16 protein-coding genes are annotated in these 13,462 nt (G+C 61.6%); 6 read left to right on the plus strand and 10 right to left on the minus strand.

Going from position 1 to position 13,462, the window contains the following annotated elements; all coding sequences use genetic code 11:
• Positions 1–6: 6 nt before the first annotated feature.
• The 7 genes from KEC16_RS05150 to gatC form a co-directional block, all read right to left on the minus strand.
• Positions 7–1,008: an inorganic phosphate transporter gene (locus KEC16_RS05150; RefSeq protein ID WP_211546612.1), complete on the minus strand. Its 1,002-nt coding sequence runs from the start codon at positions 1,006–1,008 to the stop codon at positions 7–9.
• The gene (locus KEC16_RS05155; RefSeq protein ID WP_211546613.1) at positions 1,008–1,652 is read right to left on the minus strand and encodes a DUF47 domain-containing protein; all 645 of its coding nucleotides are present in this window, start codon (positions 1,650–1,652) and stop codon (positions 1,008–1,010) included. Before KEC16_RS05155 ends, KEC16_RS05150 begins: the two co-directional genes overlap by 1 nt.
• 64 nt (positions 1,653–1,716) lie before the next feature.
• On the minus strand, positions 1,717–2,142 hold the full coding sequence (locus tag KEC16_RS05160) for an NUDIX hydrolase (RefSeq protein WP_346344033.1): 426 nt from the start codon (positions 2,140–2,142) through the stop codon (positions 1,717–1,719).
• Positions 2,143–2,331: 189 nt separating this feature from the next.
• A complete protein-coding gene (locus KEC16_RS19965) occupies positions 2,332–2,460 on the minus strand; it encodes a hypothetical protein (protein WP_283091879.1) in 129 nt (42 codons plus the stop codon).
• An 81-nt stretch (positions 2,461–2,541) separates the two neighbouring features.
• On the minus strand, positions 2,542–3,993 hold the full coding sequence (gene gatB / locus KEC16_RS05165; RefSeq protein WP_211546614.1) for an Asp-tRNA(Asn)/Glu-tRNA(Gln) amidotransferase subunit GatB: 1,452 nt from the start codon (positions 3,991–3,993) through the stop codon (positions 2,542–2,544).
• Positions 3,993–5,465, minus strand: a complete 1,473-nt coding sequence (gene gatA / locus KEC16_RS05170) for an Asp-tRNA(Asn)/Glu-tRNA(Gln) amidotransferase subunit GatA (RefSeq protein ID WP_211546615.1) — start codon at positions 5,463–5,465, stop codon at positions 3,993–3,995. Before gatA ends, gatB begins: the two co-directional genes overlap by 1 nt.
• Complete coding sequence (gatC, locus tag KEC16_RS05175) at positions 5,465–5,752, minus strand: Asp-tRNA(Asn)/Glu-tRNA(Gln) amidotransferase subunit GatC (RefSeq protein ID WP_211546616.1); 288 nt, start codon at positions 5,750–5,752, stop codon at positions 5,465–5,467. The genes gatA and gatC overlap by 1 nt, the downstream gene beginning before the upstream one ends.
• A 114-nt stretch (positions 5,753–5,866) precedes the next feature.
• Between gatC and KEC16_RS05180 the strand changes: the two genes are divergently transcribed.
• The 3 genes from KEC16_RS05180 to ruvX all read left to right on the plus strand — a co-directional run bounded on the left by KEC16_RS05180 (position 5,867) and on the right by ruvX (position 7,583).
• On the plus strand, positions 5,867–6,562 hold the full coding sequence (locus KEC16_RS05180; protein WP_211546617.1) for a LytTR family DNA-binding domain-containing protein: 696 nt from the start codon (positions 5,867–5,869) through the stop codon (positions 6,560–6,562).
• Positions 6,563–6,711: 149 nt separating this feature from the next.
• Complete coding sequence (gene cowN / locus KEC16_RS05185) at positions 6,712–7,008, plus strand: N(2)-fixation sustaining protein CowN (RefSeq protein ID WP_211546618.1); 297 nt, start codon at positions 6,712–6,714, stop codon at positions 7,006–7,008.
• A gap of 92 nt (positions 7,009–7,100) precedes the next feature.
• A complete protein-coding gene (gene ruvX, locus KEC16_RS05190; RefSeq protein WP_211546619.1) occupies positions 7,101–7,583 on the plus strand; it encodes a Holliday junction resolvase RuvX in 483 nt (160 codons plus the stop codon).
• On the opposite strand, the gene KEC16_RS05195 is transcribed toward ruvX, so the two are convergent.
• Positions 7,559–8,014, minus strand: a complete 456-nt coding sequence (locus tag KEC16_RS05195; protein ID WP_211546620.1) for a hydrogenase maturation protease — start codon at positions 8,012–8,014, stop codon at positions 7,559–7,561. The two genes, ruvX and KEC16_RS05195, sit on opposite strands and share 25 nt — an antisense overlap.
• 257 nt (positions 8,015–8,271) lie before the next feature.
• Here KEC16_RS05195 and KEC16_RS05200 point away from each other — a divergent pair, with 257 nt between their 5' ends.
• The 3 genes from KEC16_RS05200 (at position 8,272) to KEC16_RS05210 (ending at position 10,910) form a co-directional block, all read left to right on the plus strand.
• Positions 8,272–8,685: a bacteriohemerythrin gene (locus KEC16_RS05200; protein ID WP_211546621.1), complete on the plus strand. Its 414-nt coding sequence runs from the start codon at positions 8,272–8,274 to the stop codon at positions 8,683–8,685.
• 42 nt (positions 8,686–8,727) lie between these two features.
• Entirely contained in the window at positions 8,728–9,903 is a 1,176-nt protein-coding gene (locus tag KEC16_RS05205; protein ID WP_211546622.1) for an EAL domain-containing protein, read from the plus strand.
• Positions 9,904–10,058: 155 nt separating this feature from the next.
• Positions 10,059–10,910, plus strand: a complete 852-nt coding sequence (locus KEC16_RS05210) for a hypothetical protein (protein ID WP_211546623.1) — start codon at positions 10,059–10,061, stop codon at positions 10,908–10,910.
• Between the two features lie 47 nt (positions 10,911–10,957).
• Here KEC16_RS05210 and recN read toward each other — a convergent pair whose 3' ends face one another.
• Both recN and KEC16_RS05220 read right to left on the minus strand, forming a co-directional pair.
• Positions 10,958–12,625, minus strand: a complete 1,668-nt coding sequence (gene recN / locus KEC16_RS05215; RefSeq protein WP_211546624.1) for a DNA repair protein RecN — start codon at positions 12,623–12,625, stop codon at positions 10,958–10,960.
• A gap of 6 nt (positions 12,626–12,631) precedes the next feature.
• Positions 12,632–13,447 carry an outer membrane protein assembly factor BamD gene (locus tag KEC16_RS05220; RefSeq protein ID WP_211546625.1) on the minus strand — a complete coding sequence of 272 codons (816 nt, stop codon included), beginning with the start codon at positions 13,445–13,447 and terminating at the stop codon, positions 12,632–12,634.
• Between the last annotated feature and the right edge of the window lie 15 nt (positions 13,448–13,462).

The following is a 13,462-nucleotide window of genomic DNA, read 5'->3' on the forward strand; positions in this document are numbered from 1 at the left end:
TGACGGCTAAAGCGCGCTGATCAGCCAGTAGCAGCCGGCGCTGATCAGGCCGGCGGCGGGGATGGTGAAGATCCAGGCCCAAACGATGGTGCCGGCCAGTCCCCAACGCACCGCCGACTGACGCTTGACCGAACCGACGCCGACGATGGAACCGGTGATGGTGTGGGTGGTCGATACCGGAATGCCCAGCCAGGTGGCGCCGAACAGGGTCATGGCTCCGGCGGTTTCGGCGCAAAATCCCTGGAACGGCTTGAGGTCGGTGATCTTCGACCCCATGGTCTTGACGATGCGCCAGCCGCCCATCAGGGTGCCCAGGCCCATGGCGCATTGCGCCGCCAAGATGACCCAGAACGGCACATAGAAGGTGTCGCCAAGATAACCCTGGCTGTACAGCAGCACGGCGATGATGCCCATGGTCTTTTGCGCGTCATTGCCGCCATGGCCAAGGGAATAAAGCGCCGCCGACAGCAATTGGAAATGGCGGAAGCCGCGATCGACCATGAACGGCGTGGCCCGCCGCAAGACCCAGGACAGACTGATCATGACGGTGACGGCCAGGGCGAAGCCGATCAGCGGTGAACCGACGATGGCCACGGCGGTTTTGCTGAATCCGGCCATGGCCAGGCCGTCGATGCCGGCCTTGGCCAAGGCCGCCCCCGCCAGGCCGCCGATCAAGGCGTGCGACGACGACGACGGCAAGCCCAGCCACCAGGTGATCAGATTCCACAAGATGGCGCCAAGCAAAGCCGAGACGATGATGGCGGGATCGATGACGCTGGGCTGAACGATGCCGGTGCCGACGGTTTCCGCCACATGCAGGCCGAAGAACAAAAAAGCGATGAAATTGAAGAACGCCGCCCAGGCCACCGCCCATTTCGGCGGCAGGACGCGGGTCGAGACCACGGTGGCGATGGAATTGGCGGCGTCATGCAGACCATTGATGAAGTCGAAGGCCAAGGCGATGGCGATGATCGCCACCAAAGCCGGCAGGGCGATCGTCGCTTCCATCACACGTGATCCAGCACGATGCCTTCGATCAGGTCGGCGACATCATCGCAACGGTCGGTGACCGTTTCCAGCATGTCGTAGACTTCTTTCTTGCCGATAAAGCCGATGGTGTCGGGATTTTCGGCGATCAGTTCCGACAGCGCCAGATGCAGCAGGCGGTCAGCCTGACTTTCCAGCTTGCCCACCTGCTCGCACAGGGAATTGATCCGGCTGACATTGCGATTGATATCGTGCAGCAAGGGGATGAGCTGGACCAGAAGCTGGGCGCTTTGTTCGATCAACGCCGCCAGTTCCAGCATGCGCGGGCCGAAGGTTTCGATCTTGTAAAGCCGCGCGTGTTGGGCCACGTCCTCGATCAGATCGACGGCATCGTCCAAAGCCGTGGTCAGGGCATGGATGTCGGAACGATCAAAGGGGGTGATGAAGGCTCGGTGCAGGGCGACCAAGGTTTCCTTGGCGATGGAATCGGCCTTGCTTTCAATGGCGCAGACTTCGGCGAAACGGGCGTCACGTTCAGCGGCCGAGGCTTGCATCATCGCCGTCAGGGCGATGGCGGCTTCGCCGATGCATTGGGCATGGGCGCCGAAATGTTCGATGAAGCGCTCTTCCTTGGGCATGAGGGCGCGGAGAAATTTCAAGGCCATGGAAACCCCATCTCTTTGTAACGAAAGGTTCATACACCGATGCTGGCGGCAAAGTCCATGGGAGTCAGACCCATTGGGCGCCGAAATCCAGCAGGGTTTTGATCAACCCTTCTTCGGTGACGATCAGCGCGGCTTCGCCGGGGCTGAACCAGCGGCGTTCGCGCTCGGCCTTTTCCGGCCAGTCATCCAAAACCTTTTTCGCTTTCAGGATATAGACCTTGATGGTGCACGGCAGTTCCTTGCCGTTCTTCAGCCGCTTGGTGCTGGCGAAGACGCAGAACGGGTCCTTGGCGACGGTGCCGACGATGCCGGCTTCCTCGAACGCTTCGGCGGCGGCCACCTCATAGGATTTCAGCCGTTTTTCCGGCCGGCCCTTGGGCAGGATCCAGCGCTTGGTCTCACGCGAGGTTACCAACATCACTTCGGGGTGCCCGTCCACGACCCGAAAGGGCAGGGCGGCGTATTGAATGACGGCTTTGGGAACGCTCACGGGCGGAAAAACCTTAAGGACGGAAGGGAGGCCTTTGTTGCATTTTTATGACAGCAGTCAAGCGGGATTGAGAACCATCAATGAAAATGGCGGGCCAAAGCCCGCCACCTAATCTGTTCATTATAGATGTAAAGGATGGGTGCCGACAATCCTCCGATAGACGGAGGTCTTGTCCCGGCGCGCCTGAAGCTACAGCCCCAGCACCCAAGCCCCCAGGCCGATTGAGCCGATCAGCGCCACGGTGCCGACGCACAGCAGGCCCAAGCCCATGGCCAGGGCGGTCAGGTCGGAACGGAACGAAGAAGCGAAAGCGGTCATCGTGATCTCCATGTCAGGCTAAGGCCTAAGGTGGGGCCACGATGACCGCTTGCACCCGCAATCACCTTGATGATGGTCAGGCTACTCTTGGAACTTCTTGACGATCAGCTCGTTCAGCATGCCGGGATTGGCCTTGCCTTGCGTCGCCTTCATCACCTGACCGACGAACCAGCCCATCAACTTGTCCTTGCCGGCCTTGACCTCGGCTACCTTGTCGGGGTTGGCGGCCATGATCTCGTCGATGGCTTTTTCGATGGCGCCGGTATCGGTGACCTGTTTCAGCCCTTTTTCCTCGACGATGATCGCCGGGTCCTTGCCGGTTTCGACCATGAAGATGAACACATCCTTGGCCAGACGGGTGGAAATGGTGCCGTCCTTGATCAAATCGATCATCTTGCCCAGGTTAACAGCCGAAACCGGCGGCTTTTCCCAGGAATAATCGCCGGAATTCATGGCGGCGAAGAAATCGCCCATGACCCAGTTGGCGGCCATCTTGGCGTCGCGGCCGGCGGCAACCTGTTCGAAGAAATCGGCGCTGGCCCGTTCGGCGACCAAAACCCCGGCATCATAGGAATTCAGACCGAAATCGGTCATGAAGCGAGCCTTTTTGTCGTCGGGCAGTTCCGGCAAGGTGGCTTGGATGCCATCGACGAAATCCTGGGCGACCACCAAGGGCAGCAGATCGGGGTCGGGGAAATAGCGGTAATCGTGGGCGTGTTCCTTGCTGCGCATGGAACGGGTCTCGCCCTTGGCGGAATCGAACAAGCGGGTTTCCTGGCGGATCTCGCCGCCGTTTTCATAGACGTCGATATGGCGCCGAGCCTCGTATTCGATGGCCTGCTGGACGAAACGGATGGAATTGACGTTCTTGATCTCGCAGCGCGTCCGCAACTCGGTCGAGCCGACCGGGCGGACCGAGACGTTGGCGTCGCAGCGCATGCTGCCTTCCTGCATGTTGCCGTCGCAGGTTTCCAGATAACGCAAGATGGTGCGCAGCTTGGTCAGATAGGCGCCGGCTTCTTCCGGGCTGCGCATGTCGGGCTTGGAGACGATTTCCATCAAGGCCACGCCCGAGCGGTTCAAGTCGATATAGGACTTGCTCGGGTGCATGTCGTGGATCGACTTGCCGGCGTCTTGTTCCAGGTGCAGGCGCTCGATGCCGATGGCCCGGCTGCTGCCGTCGGCCAGATCGATCAACAGCGTGCCTTCGCCGACGATGGGCATATCGTATTGGCTGATCTGATAGCCCTGGGGCAGATCGGCGTAGAAGTAATTCTTGCGGGCGAACACGGATGTCAGGTTGATCTTGGCCTTCAATCCCAGACCGGTGCGCACCGCCTGTTCGACGCATTTTTCATTGATCACCGGCAGCATGCCGGGGAAGCCCGCGTCAACGAAGCTGACCTGATCGTTGGGTTCGGCGCCGAAATCGGTGGCGGCGCCGGAAAACAGCTTGGACTTGGAAATGACCTGGGCGTGCACTTCCAGACCGATGACGATTTCCCAATCGCCGGTGTCACCCTGAATAATCATCACACACCCTCCGGCAGCGCGGTGAAGTTGGCGGCGGATTCCATCACGCCGGCCACCTTGAACACGGTTTCCTCGTCGAACGGACGACCGATCAGTTGCAGGCCCAAGGGCAGGCCGTCGGCGTTGAGGCCGGCGGGCAACGACAGGCCGGGCAGGCCGGCAAGGCTGGTGGGGATGGTGAACACGTCGTTCAACCACATGGTCACCGGATCATCGGTGTTTTCATCCATGCCGAAGGCGGCCGACGGCGCCGTCGGCGTCAAGATGACGTCGACATCCTGGAACGCCTTGGTGAAATCCTCGGCGATCAGGCGGCGGACTTTTTGCGCCTTGGAGTAATAGGCGTCGTAATAGCCGGCGCTCAAGACATAGGTGCCGATCATGATGCGGCGGCGGACCTCGGAACCAAAGCCGGCGGCGCGCGATTTCTTGTACATGTCGTCAAGGGTCTTGCCCTCGACCCGCTGGCCGAAGCGCAGACCGTCATAGCGGGCCAGATTGGACGAAGCCTCGGCCGGGGCGACGATGTAATAGGTCGGCAGCGCGTATTTGGTGTGCGGCAGGCTGATTTCCACCGGGGTGGCGCCGGCGGCCTTCAGCCATTCGATGCCTTGTTCCCATACCCGCAAGATTTCGTCGGACAGGCCATCGGGGCGGTATTCCTTGGGAATGCCGACCTTAAGCCCGCGAATGTCGCCGGTCAGCGCCGCTTCGAAATTGGGCACCGGCAGGGGCGCCGAGGTGGAATCCTTGGCGTCGTGTCCGGCCATGGAGCCCAACATGATGGCGCAATCGCGGACGTCGCGGGCCATGGGGCCGGCCTGATCCAGCGAGCTGGCGAAGGCGACGATGCCCCAGCGCGAGCAGCGGCCATAGGTCGGCTTGATGCCGGTGATGCCGCAAAAAGCCGCCGGCTGACGGATCGAGCCGCCGGTATCGGTGCCGGTGGCGCCCATGGCGATGCGGGCGGCGACAGCCGCCGCCGAACCACCCGACGAACCGCCCGGCACCAGCAACTTGGCCGGATCGGACTTCGACTTCCACGGGTTGACGACCTTGCCGTAATAGCTGGTCATGTTGGACGAACCCATGGCGAATTCGTCCAGGTTCAGCTTGCCCAGCATGACCGAGCCGGCCGCTTTCAGCTTGCCCGAGACGGTGCTTTCATACGGCGGCTTGAAGCCTTCGAGAATGTGGCTGGCCGCCGTGGTTTGCACCCCCTTGGTGCAAAACAGGTCCTTGATGCCGAGCGGAATGCCTTCCAGGGCGCCGATCTGGCCGGCTTGGCGGCGCAGATCGGAAGCCTTGGCCTCCTCGCGCGCCTGTTCGGCGGTTTCGGTGATATAGGCGCCGAGGGAGCGCTTGGCCTGCATGGCCGTGATATGGGCCTCGGTCAGTTCAAGCGCGGTGAATTCGCCCTTGGCCATCTTGTCGCGGGCCTGGGCGATGGTCAGGTTGGTGAGCTTGGTCATTATTCCACCACCTTGGGAACGGTGAAGAAGCCGTCATCGGCATCGGGGGCGTTGGCGAGCACGGCGGCGACCTGGCCGCCATCGGTGACCTCGTCCTTACGCAGGGGCAAGGTCAGGTCGGCGACCGAGGACATCGGGGCGATCCCGGTGGTATCAACCTCGGCCAGTTGCTCGACGAACTGTAAAATGCCGGAAAGTTCGCCGGCCAGATGGTCAAGATCCTCGTCGGGAATCTCGATGCGGGCCAGTTCGGCGATGGCGCGGACGGCTTTCTTGTCCAGGGACATGCGGTGATGTTCTCCGTAAGCCAGAGCAAGATATCTTGCATTTGGATGAAGTTGGCCGGACGTTAACATCCGCACCCGCTGATCGCAACCCCGCCAAGGCTTTAACCGCCCACCATGAGCAGCTTCGAATATCGTTTGCAGCGTATTCCGCAAGGGGTGGTCGTCTTGGACGACCTGCGCCGCGTCATTTCCGCCAACCGCCTGGCCCGGCGCATGCTGGAAACCCAAGGCGCCGGCCAGGGGGTGGCGGTGCTGGGCACTCATATTCTTGATCTGCATCCGCCCATGGTCCGGCCCAAGGTGCAATGGCTGCTGGATTGCGCCTTGGCTCAACCGGACGAGCCGGCTTCCATGGCCATGACCCTGCCGGTGGGAACATTGGTGGCCCGCGTTTCGGTGCTGGATGGCGCCGTCGGCGCCGGCTATTGCCTGGTGTTTCATCTGGTGGAGGCGCTGCCGCAGGCTCCGGCCGAGGCGTTGCTGAAATTGCCGCTGGATTCGCGCCACGGCGTGCGCCTGTTGGACGTGGCCTTGGCCGCGGCCTTTCGCGCCGAGCGGCATTATTCCCGCATCCTGGCCACGGATGGCAGCTTGCACCCCTGCACCATGGGCTTTTCCGAGTTGATCGACCGCTTGGACCCGGTGACCTTCTTGCAGGTGCATCGGTCGTGGATCGTCAATTTACGCCGGGCCAAGGCGGTCGAGCGGGTGGACGGCCAGTGGCGCATTGTCCTTGACGTCCCCGGGGCCGAACCGGTGCCGGTCAGTCGTGGCAAGGTGGAAAGTCTACGCCAGCGGCTGGCCATGTGATGGCGTCGCCATCGCCATGCTGCATTTGGGGGGCGTCGGCTGCATTTGGGGAAATCCCCAACGCCGTTGGCGCGGCAAGGCTTGAGCGGCGGCGGCGACTTTGGTCATGGTGGCGTGCTGCCGCCGAACAGCTTTAAGGTTTCCGACCCATGACCAACATTTCCCTTCCCGACCGCTATGTCAGCTTTGGTGGCATCGATTGCGAAGGCCACGCCAAGACGGTGATCGAACGCGTTCTTGCCATCATCGCCGACCCCGCCAAATCCAACGCGTTGTGGGATCGCTTCGTCATTCGCTTGGCCGAAGCCGGCAAGGTCGGCTTTCGCAAGGCCGACGAATTGTGCCTTGCCTGCAGCCACACCTATTACATCGAGGAATTGTTCGAGGAACATGGCGACGAGATCGGTCTGAGCGCCCTGCGCGCGCTGGAAGACGAGTGCTGCTGATCCCCGACCGGGGAGATGTGCCGCGCCGGCTTTTTTGATCCGGTGGCGTCGCGTCTGTTGCGCGCCGGCGCTGGCCGTGCTGCATTAGGGGCATGTCCATTGTCTTGCCCGCCGACTTGAAATCCGCTTTGCCGCGCCATGCCCGGCTGATGGGGCTTGATCTGGGGACCAAGACCATCGGTCTGGCCTTGTCGGACGTGCGGCTGACCATCGCCAGCCCGTTCGACACCATCCGCCGCACCAAGTTCACCAAGGATGCCGAAATCTTGTTCGCTCATATGGACAAGCACGAGGTCGCCGGGCTGGTGCTGGGGCTGCCGGTGGAAATGGACGGCACCGAGGGGGCGCGGTGTCAATCGACGCGGACTTTTGCCCGCAATCTTTTGGCCCGCCGCGATGTACCCTTGGCTTTTTGGGATGAGCGGCTGTCCACCGCCGCCGTTACCCGGACCTTGCTTGAAGCCGATTCCAGCCGGGCGCGCCGGGCCGAAGTGGTCGATAAGATGGCCGCCGGCTATATCTTGCAAGGGGCGCTGGACTTTTTGTCGCGTCAGCTCGAACAGGGGGGGGATTGACCTAATTCCCGCCACAGCATGGCGCTGGCGGTTTCCACCGCTGCCGCCACCAGCGGCGTCAATCCGGCGGAAAACGGGACTTGCCGAAGCGCCACCGCTCCCAGCACCTCGGTGTGCGGCGGTTGCGTCAACAATCGACGCATGGCGGCTAAAATGCTGGCGGTGCCCGCCCCCAGGGGGCCTTGCGGGTCACTGGGGACCTCGGATTCACACAGGCGCAGCACTTGGCCCGGCCGTCCCAGGTGACCGGCCAGACTGGTGACCAAGATGGCGCTGCGACATTGGCGCAGCAGATCAAGAACCCCACCTTCGCCGCCATCATGCAGACGAACATGCGCGGGCCAACGGCGACGGGCCAGCCGTTGATGTACGGCCGTGCCAAAGCCGTCATCGGCGTGCAATGGGTTTCCCAGACAAATCAGGCCGATCACGACCGCTCCTTCATATACATAAGGGTGAGTTTAGGCTTTGTCGGTGAAATTGGCGAGCCTCATGCGGCGGGCAGGAACGGCCGCCATCCTAAGCTGATTTTAGAATGCACCTTAAAGCCTATATAAGGTTCATGGTGTGTGCGTATTGTCTTGATTCCCGTCGCGGCCTCAGGATAGGCTCTCGGCCATCGGAACCGTCCACCACTTATGGGGTGTGGCGGCTTTTTTTTTGCCGACGTGATGGGGGGATGGGATAAATGCTGGCCTGGGAGCATGGCTACAAAATCGGGCAATGGGAAATGGATGCGGAGCATCTGATCCTGTTTTCCCTTTTGAATCAGCTCGATATCAATATCAACGCCGACCTTGCCGACGAGTGTATTTATGACGTGCTGGCGGCATTGGACGCTTATATCGATTACCACTTTGCCCATGAAGAGGCCTTGATGAAGGCGTGGGACTATCCGCATCTGGAAAGCCACTCCGCCTTACACCATCAATTCATGAACGAAATCGCCCGCCTGCGCGAGCTGGTCAAGGGCGGTGATACGGTGAGGGGCGCCCTTAAGGTGCGGGGTTTCGTGTTGGAGTGGTTGCTGAACCACATCATGGAAACCGATGTCGATTATGCTCGCTTCATCGCCGAAAAATCGAAGAAGTCGAGCGCCTGACGCCGCATTGCGAACTGGAAGCAGAAGGAGGGCGCTGTCGCCATGCGTGTGACGGAAATCGAACGTGCGTTCCTGCATGAACTCCATGCCATCAAGAAAGATCCGCTCGGCAAGCGGGTGATCCACTTTTGCGTTTCGGCCGTGCCAACCTTGCCCGACGCCACCCGGCGGCTGGAAAGCGTCAAGCATTACATCACCAAAAGCTTTAGCCGATCGCCTTATTGCAAGGTATTCCCCGTGCATAACGGCGACCTGTTCGTCGCCTATTCCCATGTCACCGTCTCCGAGGTGCTGGGGGTCTGCGCCAAGGTGGAAAAGCTGTTCCTCGACGACGAGCCGGTGAGCAGCCGTAATGCCTATGGGGAATACGCTTTCTATAAGATCGCCGATGCCTCCAAGGATTTGGAAGCGGTGTTCCACGCCTTCAAGGCGATCATCGCCGACAGCCAACCCGAAGCGGCAAAAACGCTGAAAAAACCCATGTCGGCGGAAAACCTGCATTTCTTGGGCGAGAAGATCCGCAATCTCGACCTGCGGAACTGCATCTTCAATCAGCCGGTCTATTTCATCGGCGAGCAAGTGCCGTCAATCGAGTTCCTGGAATTCTTTGTTTCGACCAAGCAGATCGAGGAAAACTTCCTCCCCGATATCAGCCTGACCGGTTCGCCTTGGCTGTTCAATGCGCTGAAGGAGGATTTGGACCGTGCGACATTGCGGACCATGGCGCGGGAAATCCCCGAATACCGGCACAAGGCGTTCAGCGTCAATCTGACCCTTAACACGGCAAGTTCCAAGGAATTCGCCCAGTTCAACGAGGCTTTGCCCGGCCGCCTGGCCGGCCGCATTGTCATCGAGGTGCACAAGACCGACGTGGTCCAGCATCTTGACTTGTATCGGCAGGTGCGCAAGACGACGGAAAAACTGGGGTTGAAACTGTGTATCGACGGTGTCGAATGGCAGGATTTCGACGTGCTGTCCCTGGGGCGGCTGCGGCCGGATTTCGTCAAGATCGGCTGGAGCGAATCCATGCTGTCGCCGTCGGAGGAGGGGCTGCAATCCCTGGTCGGCGGCTTGAAAGGTCTGAACGGCCATGGGCAGGCGGTCTTGACCCGTTGCGACAACCCCAAGGCCTTTCCCTTTGCCCGAGGGCTGGGGATTCGCTTCGTCCAAGGGCGGCTGGCCGATCAGTTCTTTAAAAGTGGAATGAAGTTGCAGTGACGCTTGCATAATTCCTTTGTCCGCGGGCTCGCTCCGGCGTGCGGGATCGCTTTGTCTGTGAAACGCGCCATGATAGCTTTTCCGAAGGATGTGTCGGAAGGTTGTCCCCAATCGTGCCTGCGCGTAATGTGCGCTTGGGGAGAAAATGGATTTCTATGCGGAACGCTTGGACATTTCTCGCAGGGGTTTTCTTCGCCGGCTACGTCATGCTGTGGTCGGCGCCCATTGCCGTCGTGATGGCGGTGCTGGCCGGTTGGGGCGGGCACATCAACCTGTTTCACGCCTTTTCGGCGGAATCGGTGTTTGGTGTCCGCGATATGGACGGCCGTTTGCAGGCGCGCATGGTCAATGTCAGCTTTCGCCCGACCATGGTGGCGGTGGCTGGCGATCCGCGTCCGCGTCGTTTGTTGCTGCGGTTGGAAGTCATCGACGCCAACGTCTTTGACGGCTCGGCCGGGCAGGGCCGGGTCCGGTTGGATGCTTGGCCCCTGGACGACAGCGTCGATCTGTTGAAGCCGCCGCTCTATACAGTGGTCGCCCCTGGCCGCCGGGGGGTGATCGACGACGATTCGGTGCTGATGGTGGAAGCCGGGACCCGGCGCAGCGCTTATTCGCTGGCGACGGGGGGCTGGCTTTACGATTCCGATGGCGCGGTCACGGCCTTTACCGTCGATGGCGGTCGGCACCGGTTGCTGGCGGCCGCCGCCGCCGACGATGAGATGCCGGTTGGTTCGGTGGCGGTGGTTACCTATGCCAGCCCGCAAGGGGTGTTGAAACGTTTGCTGGTGGGCGCCAGCGATCCCACCCGCGCCCGTCTGCTGCGCACCTCGGTATCGCTGATTCATCCTCAATTACGCACTGAACCCACGGGGCTGCGCTGGATCGATCTGGCGATGCCGGCGGGAACCATTCGTGTGCCGTTGATCGGCGATACCCTTGATCTGGCGCGGGCCGAGGTCCCCATGGGCCTGAGTATCCGCGAATTCCGCCCCTGGCAGGGCGGCTAGAGAAAATGACGAGGTTAGACCGTGATGCACATTTAGGGCATCACGGTCTAACCGACGATCAGGGCGGCGGCGGCGGCGCGGGCGTGATCGGTGACGTTTTCCCCCGACAGCATGCGGGCGATTTCTTCGGTGCGGGCGGCGGCGGGCAGCGCTTCGACACTGGTCAAGACCCGCCCCGGTTCGACCTCGGTTTTGGCAACCCGGTAATGCTGCGCCCCACGGGCGGCCACCTGCGGTGAATGGGTGACCACCAAAACCTGAACATCCTTGCCCAAACGGCCCAGGCGTTCGCCGACGGCGGCGGCGACAGCGCCGCCGATGCCGGAATCCACTTCGTCAAAGACCATGGTCGGTGTTGACGAACTTTGTGCCAGCACCACCTTTAAGGCCAGCATGAAGCGCGACAATTCCCCGCCCGAGGCGACTTTGCCCAAAGCGGCCGGGGGGCTGCCGGGATTGGTGGCGACCAGAAAGGCGACGCGATCCAGGCCGTCGGCCCCCCAATCCGTTTCATCGCCGGCAATCACGGCCGTGGTGAAGCGGGCCTTGTCCAGCTTCAAGGGCGGCAATTCGCCGGCCACCGCCACGTCCAGACGGGCGGCCGCCTCGCTGCGCGCTTTCGAAAGAATGCGGGCGGCTTCGATATAGTGGCTGCGGGCCGCTTGTTCCTGTTTGGCCAGCTTGCCAAGGTCGTCGCCGCCGCCGTCCAGTGCCGCCAGCTGCGCTGCCAACCGGTCGCGTAAATTGGCGAGATCATCCACCTCGGTGGCGTGCTTGCGGGCGCAGGCGCGCAGGGCGAACAGGCGCTCCTCGGCCTTTTCCAGGGCGCGCGGGTCAAGATCAACCTCGGCTGAAACCCGTTCCAGCAGACCGGCGGCCTCGGCCGCTTCGTCGGCGGCGCGATCGAGGGCGGCGATCACCGGATCCAGTTTGCCCTCGGCCTTTTCCGCCACCCGTTCCAGGCTGCGCTGGGCCGATCGCAACGAAGCCTCGACATCGCCCTTTTGCGTCAGCGCGGTCTGGGCGGCATTCATGGCTTCGATCAGCTTTTCCGCGTGCTGCATGACGGCGCGTTTGCCGGCCAGCTCCGCCTCTTCTCCGGGTTTGGGGGCCAGGGCCTGCAATTCGTCATGGGCGTGGCGCAAATGGTCTTCTTCGGCGCGGGCGCGTTTCAACGCCTCTTCCGCCGTCAGCCGCGCCTTGGCCGCATCGCGCCAGGAATTCCAGGCGGCGCGGACGGCGCCCCGGCTTTGTCCCAGGCCGGCAAAAGCGTCAAGCACCGGCAGATGGGTGCTTTCGTCCAGCAGGCCATGACTTTCGAACTGACCATGGATTTCCACCAATTCGTCGCCGATTTTGCGCAACAGGCCGACGCTGACCGCCTGATCGTTGATATAGGCGCGGGAGCGGCCGTCGGCGGTGAGAACCCGGCGCAAAACCAATGGTCCATCCTGGGCGTCCATGTCCTGGGCGGCCAGCAGAACGCGGGCGGGGTGGAAGGGCGGCGGGTCGAATTCAGCGATGACGGTCAATTGGGGGGCGCCATGGCGGACCAGCCCGGAATCGGCCCTGGCCCCCAGGGTCAGCGACAGCGAATCCAGCAAGATGGATTTGCCGGCGCCGGTTTCGCCGGTGAAGACGGACAGGCCGGAAGCAAAATGCAGGTCGAGCTTCTCGATCAGGACAACGTCACGGATCGACAGCGATGCCAGCATGGTCGATTACCAGATCCAGCCGAGCCAGCCGGAATCCTTCTTTTGCGGGGCGCTGGCCGCTTTGCCGGAGCCCACCATGGAGAAGGTATCCTCGTACCAGTCGCTGCCGGGGAAGTTGTGACCCAGCACCGAAGCGGTCTTTTTGGCTTCGTCGGTCAGGCCCAGGGTCAGATAGATCTCGACCATGCGGTGCAAGGCTTCCGGCACGTGGCTGGTGGTCTGGTATTGTTCGACCACCACCTTGTATCGGTTCAGCGCCGCCAGCCATTGGTCGTGGCGTTGATAATAGCGGGCGATGTTCATTTCCTTGCCGGCCAAATGGTCACGGGTCAGATCGACCTTTAACTTGGCGTCGCGGGCATAGGAACTGGCCGGATAACGGTCAACCACCTCTTGCAACGACTTCAGCGCCATCTCGGTCATCTTCTGGTCGCGGGCGACGTCGGTGATCTGTTCGTAATAACACAGACCCTTGAGGTAATAGGCGTAGGGCGCATCCTTGTTGCCGGGATGCAACTGGATGAAACGGTCCAGGGCGATCAGGGAATCGGCGTATTTGTTGCGCTCGTACAGCACATAGCCGCTCATCAACTGGGCCTTGGTCGCCCACACCGAATAGGGATGCTGACGCTCAACCTCGTCGAAGGCCTGGGCGGCTTTGTAATATTCGCCACCGTCAATAAGGTCCATGGCCTCGTTGTACAGTTCTTCCACCGGGCGATCGACGTATTCGGCTTTTTTGTCCGAGCAAGCGGACAAAAAGCTGGCGGTGGCGATCAGGGCAATGCCGACAAGGCGGCTGGAAAAGGCGAGGCGAAGCATGGAATCCCTTGGGCC

The organism is Magnetospirillum sulfuroxidans (genome assembly GCF_018224925.1).
In the GTDB taxonomy this organism is placed as follows: Bacteria; Pseudomonadota; Alphaproteobacteria; order Rhodospirillales; family Magnetospirillaceae; genus Magnetospirillum; species Magnetospirillum sulfuroxidans.

Bases quoted from the DNA above. Each gene is read 5' to 3' on its own strand.
- KEC16_RS05150 (WP_211546612.1), bottom strand. From the start codon at position 1,008: ATGGAAGCGACGATCGCCCTGCCGGCTTTGGTGGCGATCATCGCCATC.
- KEC16_RS05155 (WP_211546613.1), bottom strand. From the start codon at position 1,652: ATGGCCTTGAAATTTCTCCGCGCCCTCATGCCCAAGGAAGAGCGCTTC.
- KEC16_RS19965 (WP_283091879.1), bottom strand. From the start codon at position 2,460: ATGACCGCTTTCGCTTCTTCGTTCCGTTCCGACCTGACCGCCCTGGCC.
- gatB (WP_211546614.1), bottom strand. From the start codon at position 3,993: ATGATTATTCAGGGTGACACCGGCGATTGGGAAATCGTCATCGGTCTG.
- gatA (WP_211546615.1), bottom strand. From the start codon at position 5,465: ATGACCAAGCTCACCAACCTGACCATCGCCCAGGCCCGCGACAAGATG.
- gatC (WP_211546616.1), bottom strand. From the start codon at position 5,752: ATGTCCCTGGACAAGAAAGCCGTCCGCGCCATCGCCGAACTGGCCCGC.
- KEC16_RS05180 (WP_211546617.1), top strand. From the start codon at position 5,867: ATGAGCAGCTTCGAATATCGTTTGCAGCGTATTCCGCAAGGGGTGGTC.
- cowN (WP_211546618.1), top strand. From the start codon at position 6,712: ATGACCAACATTTCCCTTCCCGACCGCTATGTCAGCTTTGGTGGCATC.
- ruvX (WP_211546619.1), top strand. From the start codon at position 7,101: ATGTCCATTGTCTTGCCCGCCGACTTGAAATCCGCTTTGCCGCGCCAT.
- KEC16_RS05200 (WP_211546621.1), top strand. From the start codon at position 8,272: ATGCTGGCCTGGGAGCATGGCTACAAAATCGGGCAATGGGAAATGGAT.
- KEC16_RS05205 (WP_211546622.1), top strand. From the start codon at position 8,728: ATGCGTGTGACGGAAATCGAACGTGCGTTCCTGCATGAACTCCATGCC.
- KEC16_RS05210 (WP_211546623.1), top strand. From the start codon at position 10,059: ATGCGGAACGCTTGGACATTTCTCGCAGGGGTTTTCTTCGCCGGCTAC.
- recN (WP_211546624.1), bottom strand. From the start codon at position 12,625: ATGCTGGCATCGCTGTCGATCCGTGACGTTGTCCTGATCGAGAAGCTC.
- KEC16_RS05220 (WP_211546625.1), bottom strand. From the start codon at position 13,447: ATGCTTCGCCTCGCCTTTTCCAGCCGCCTTGTCGGCATTGCCCTGATC.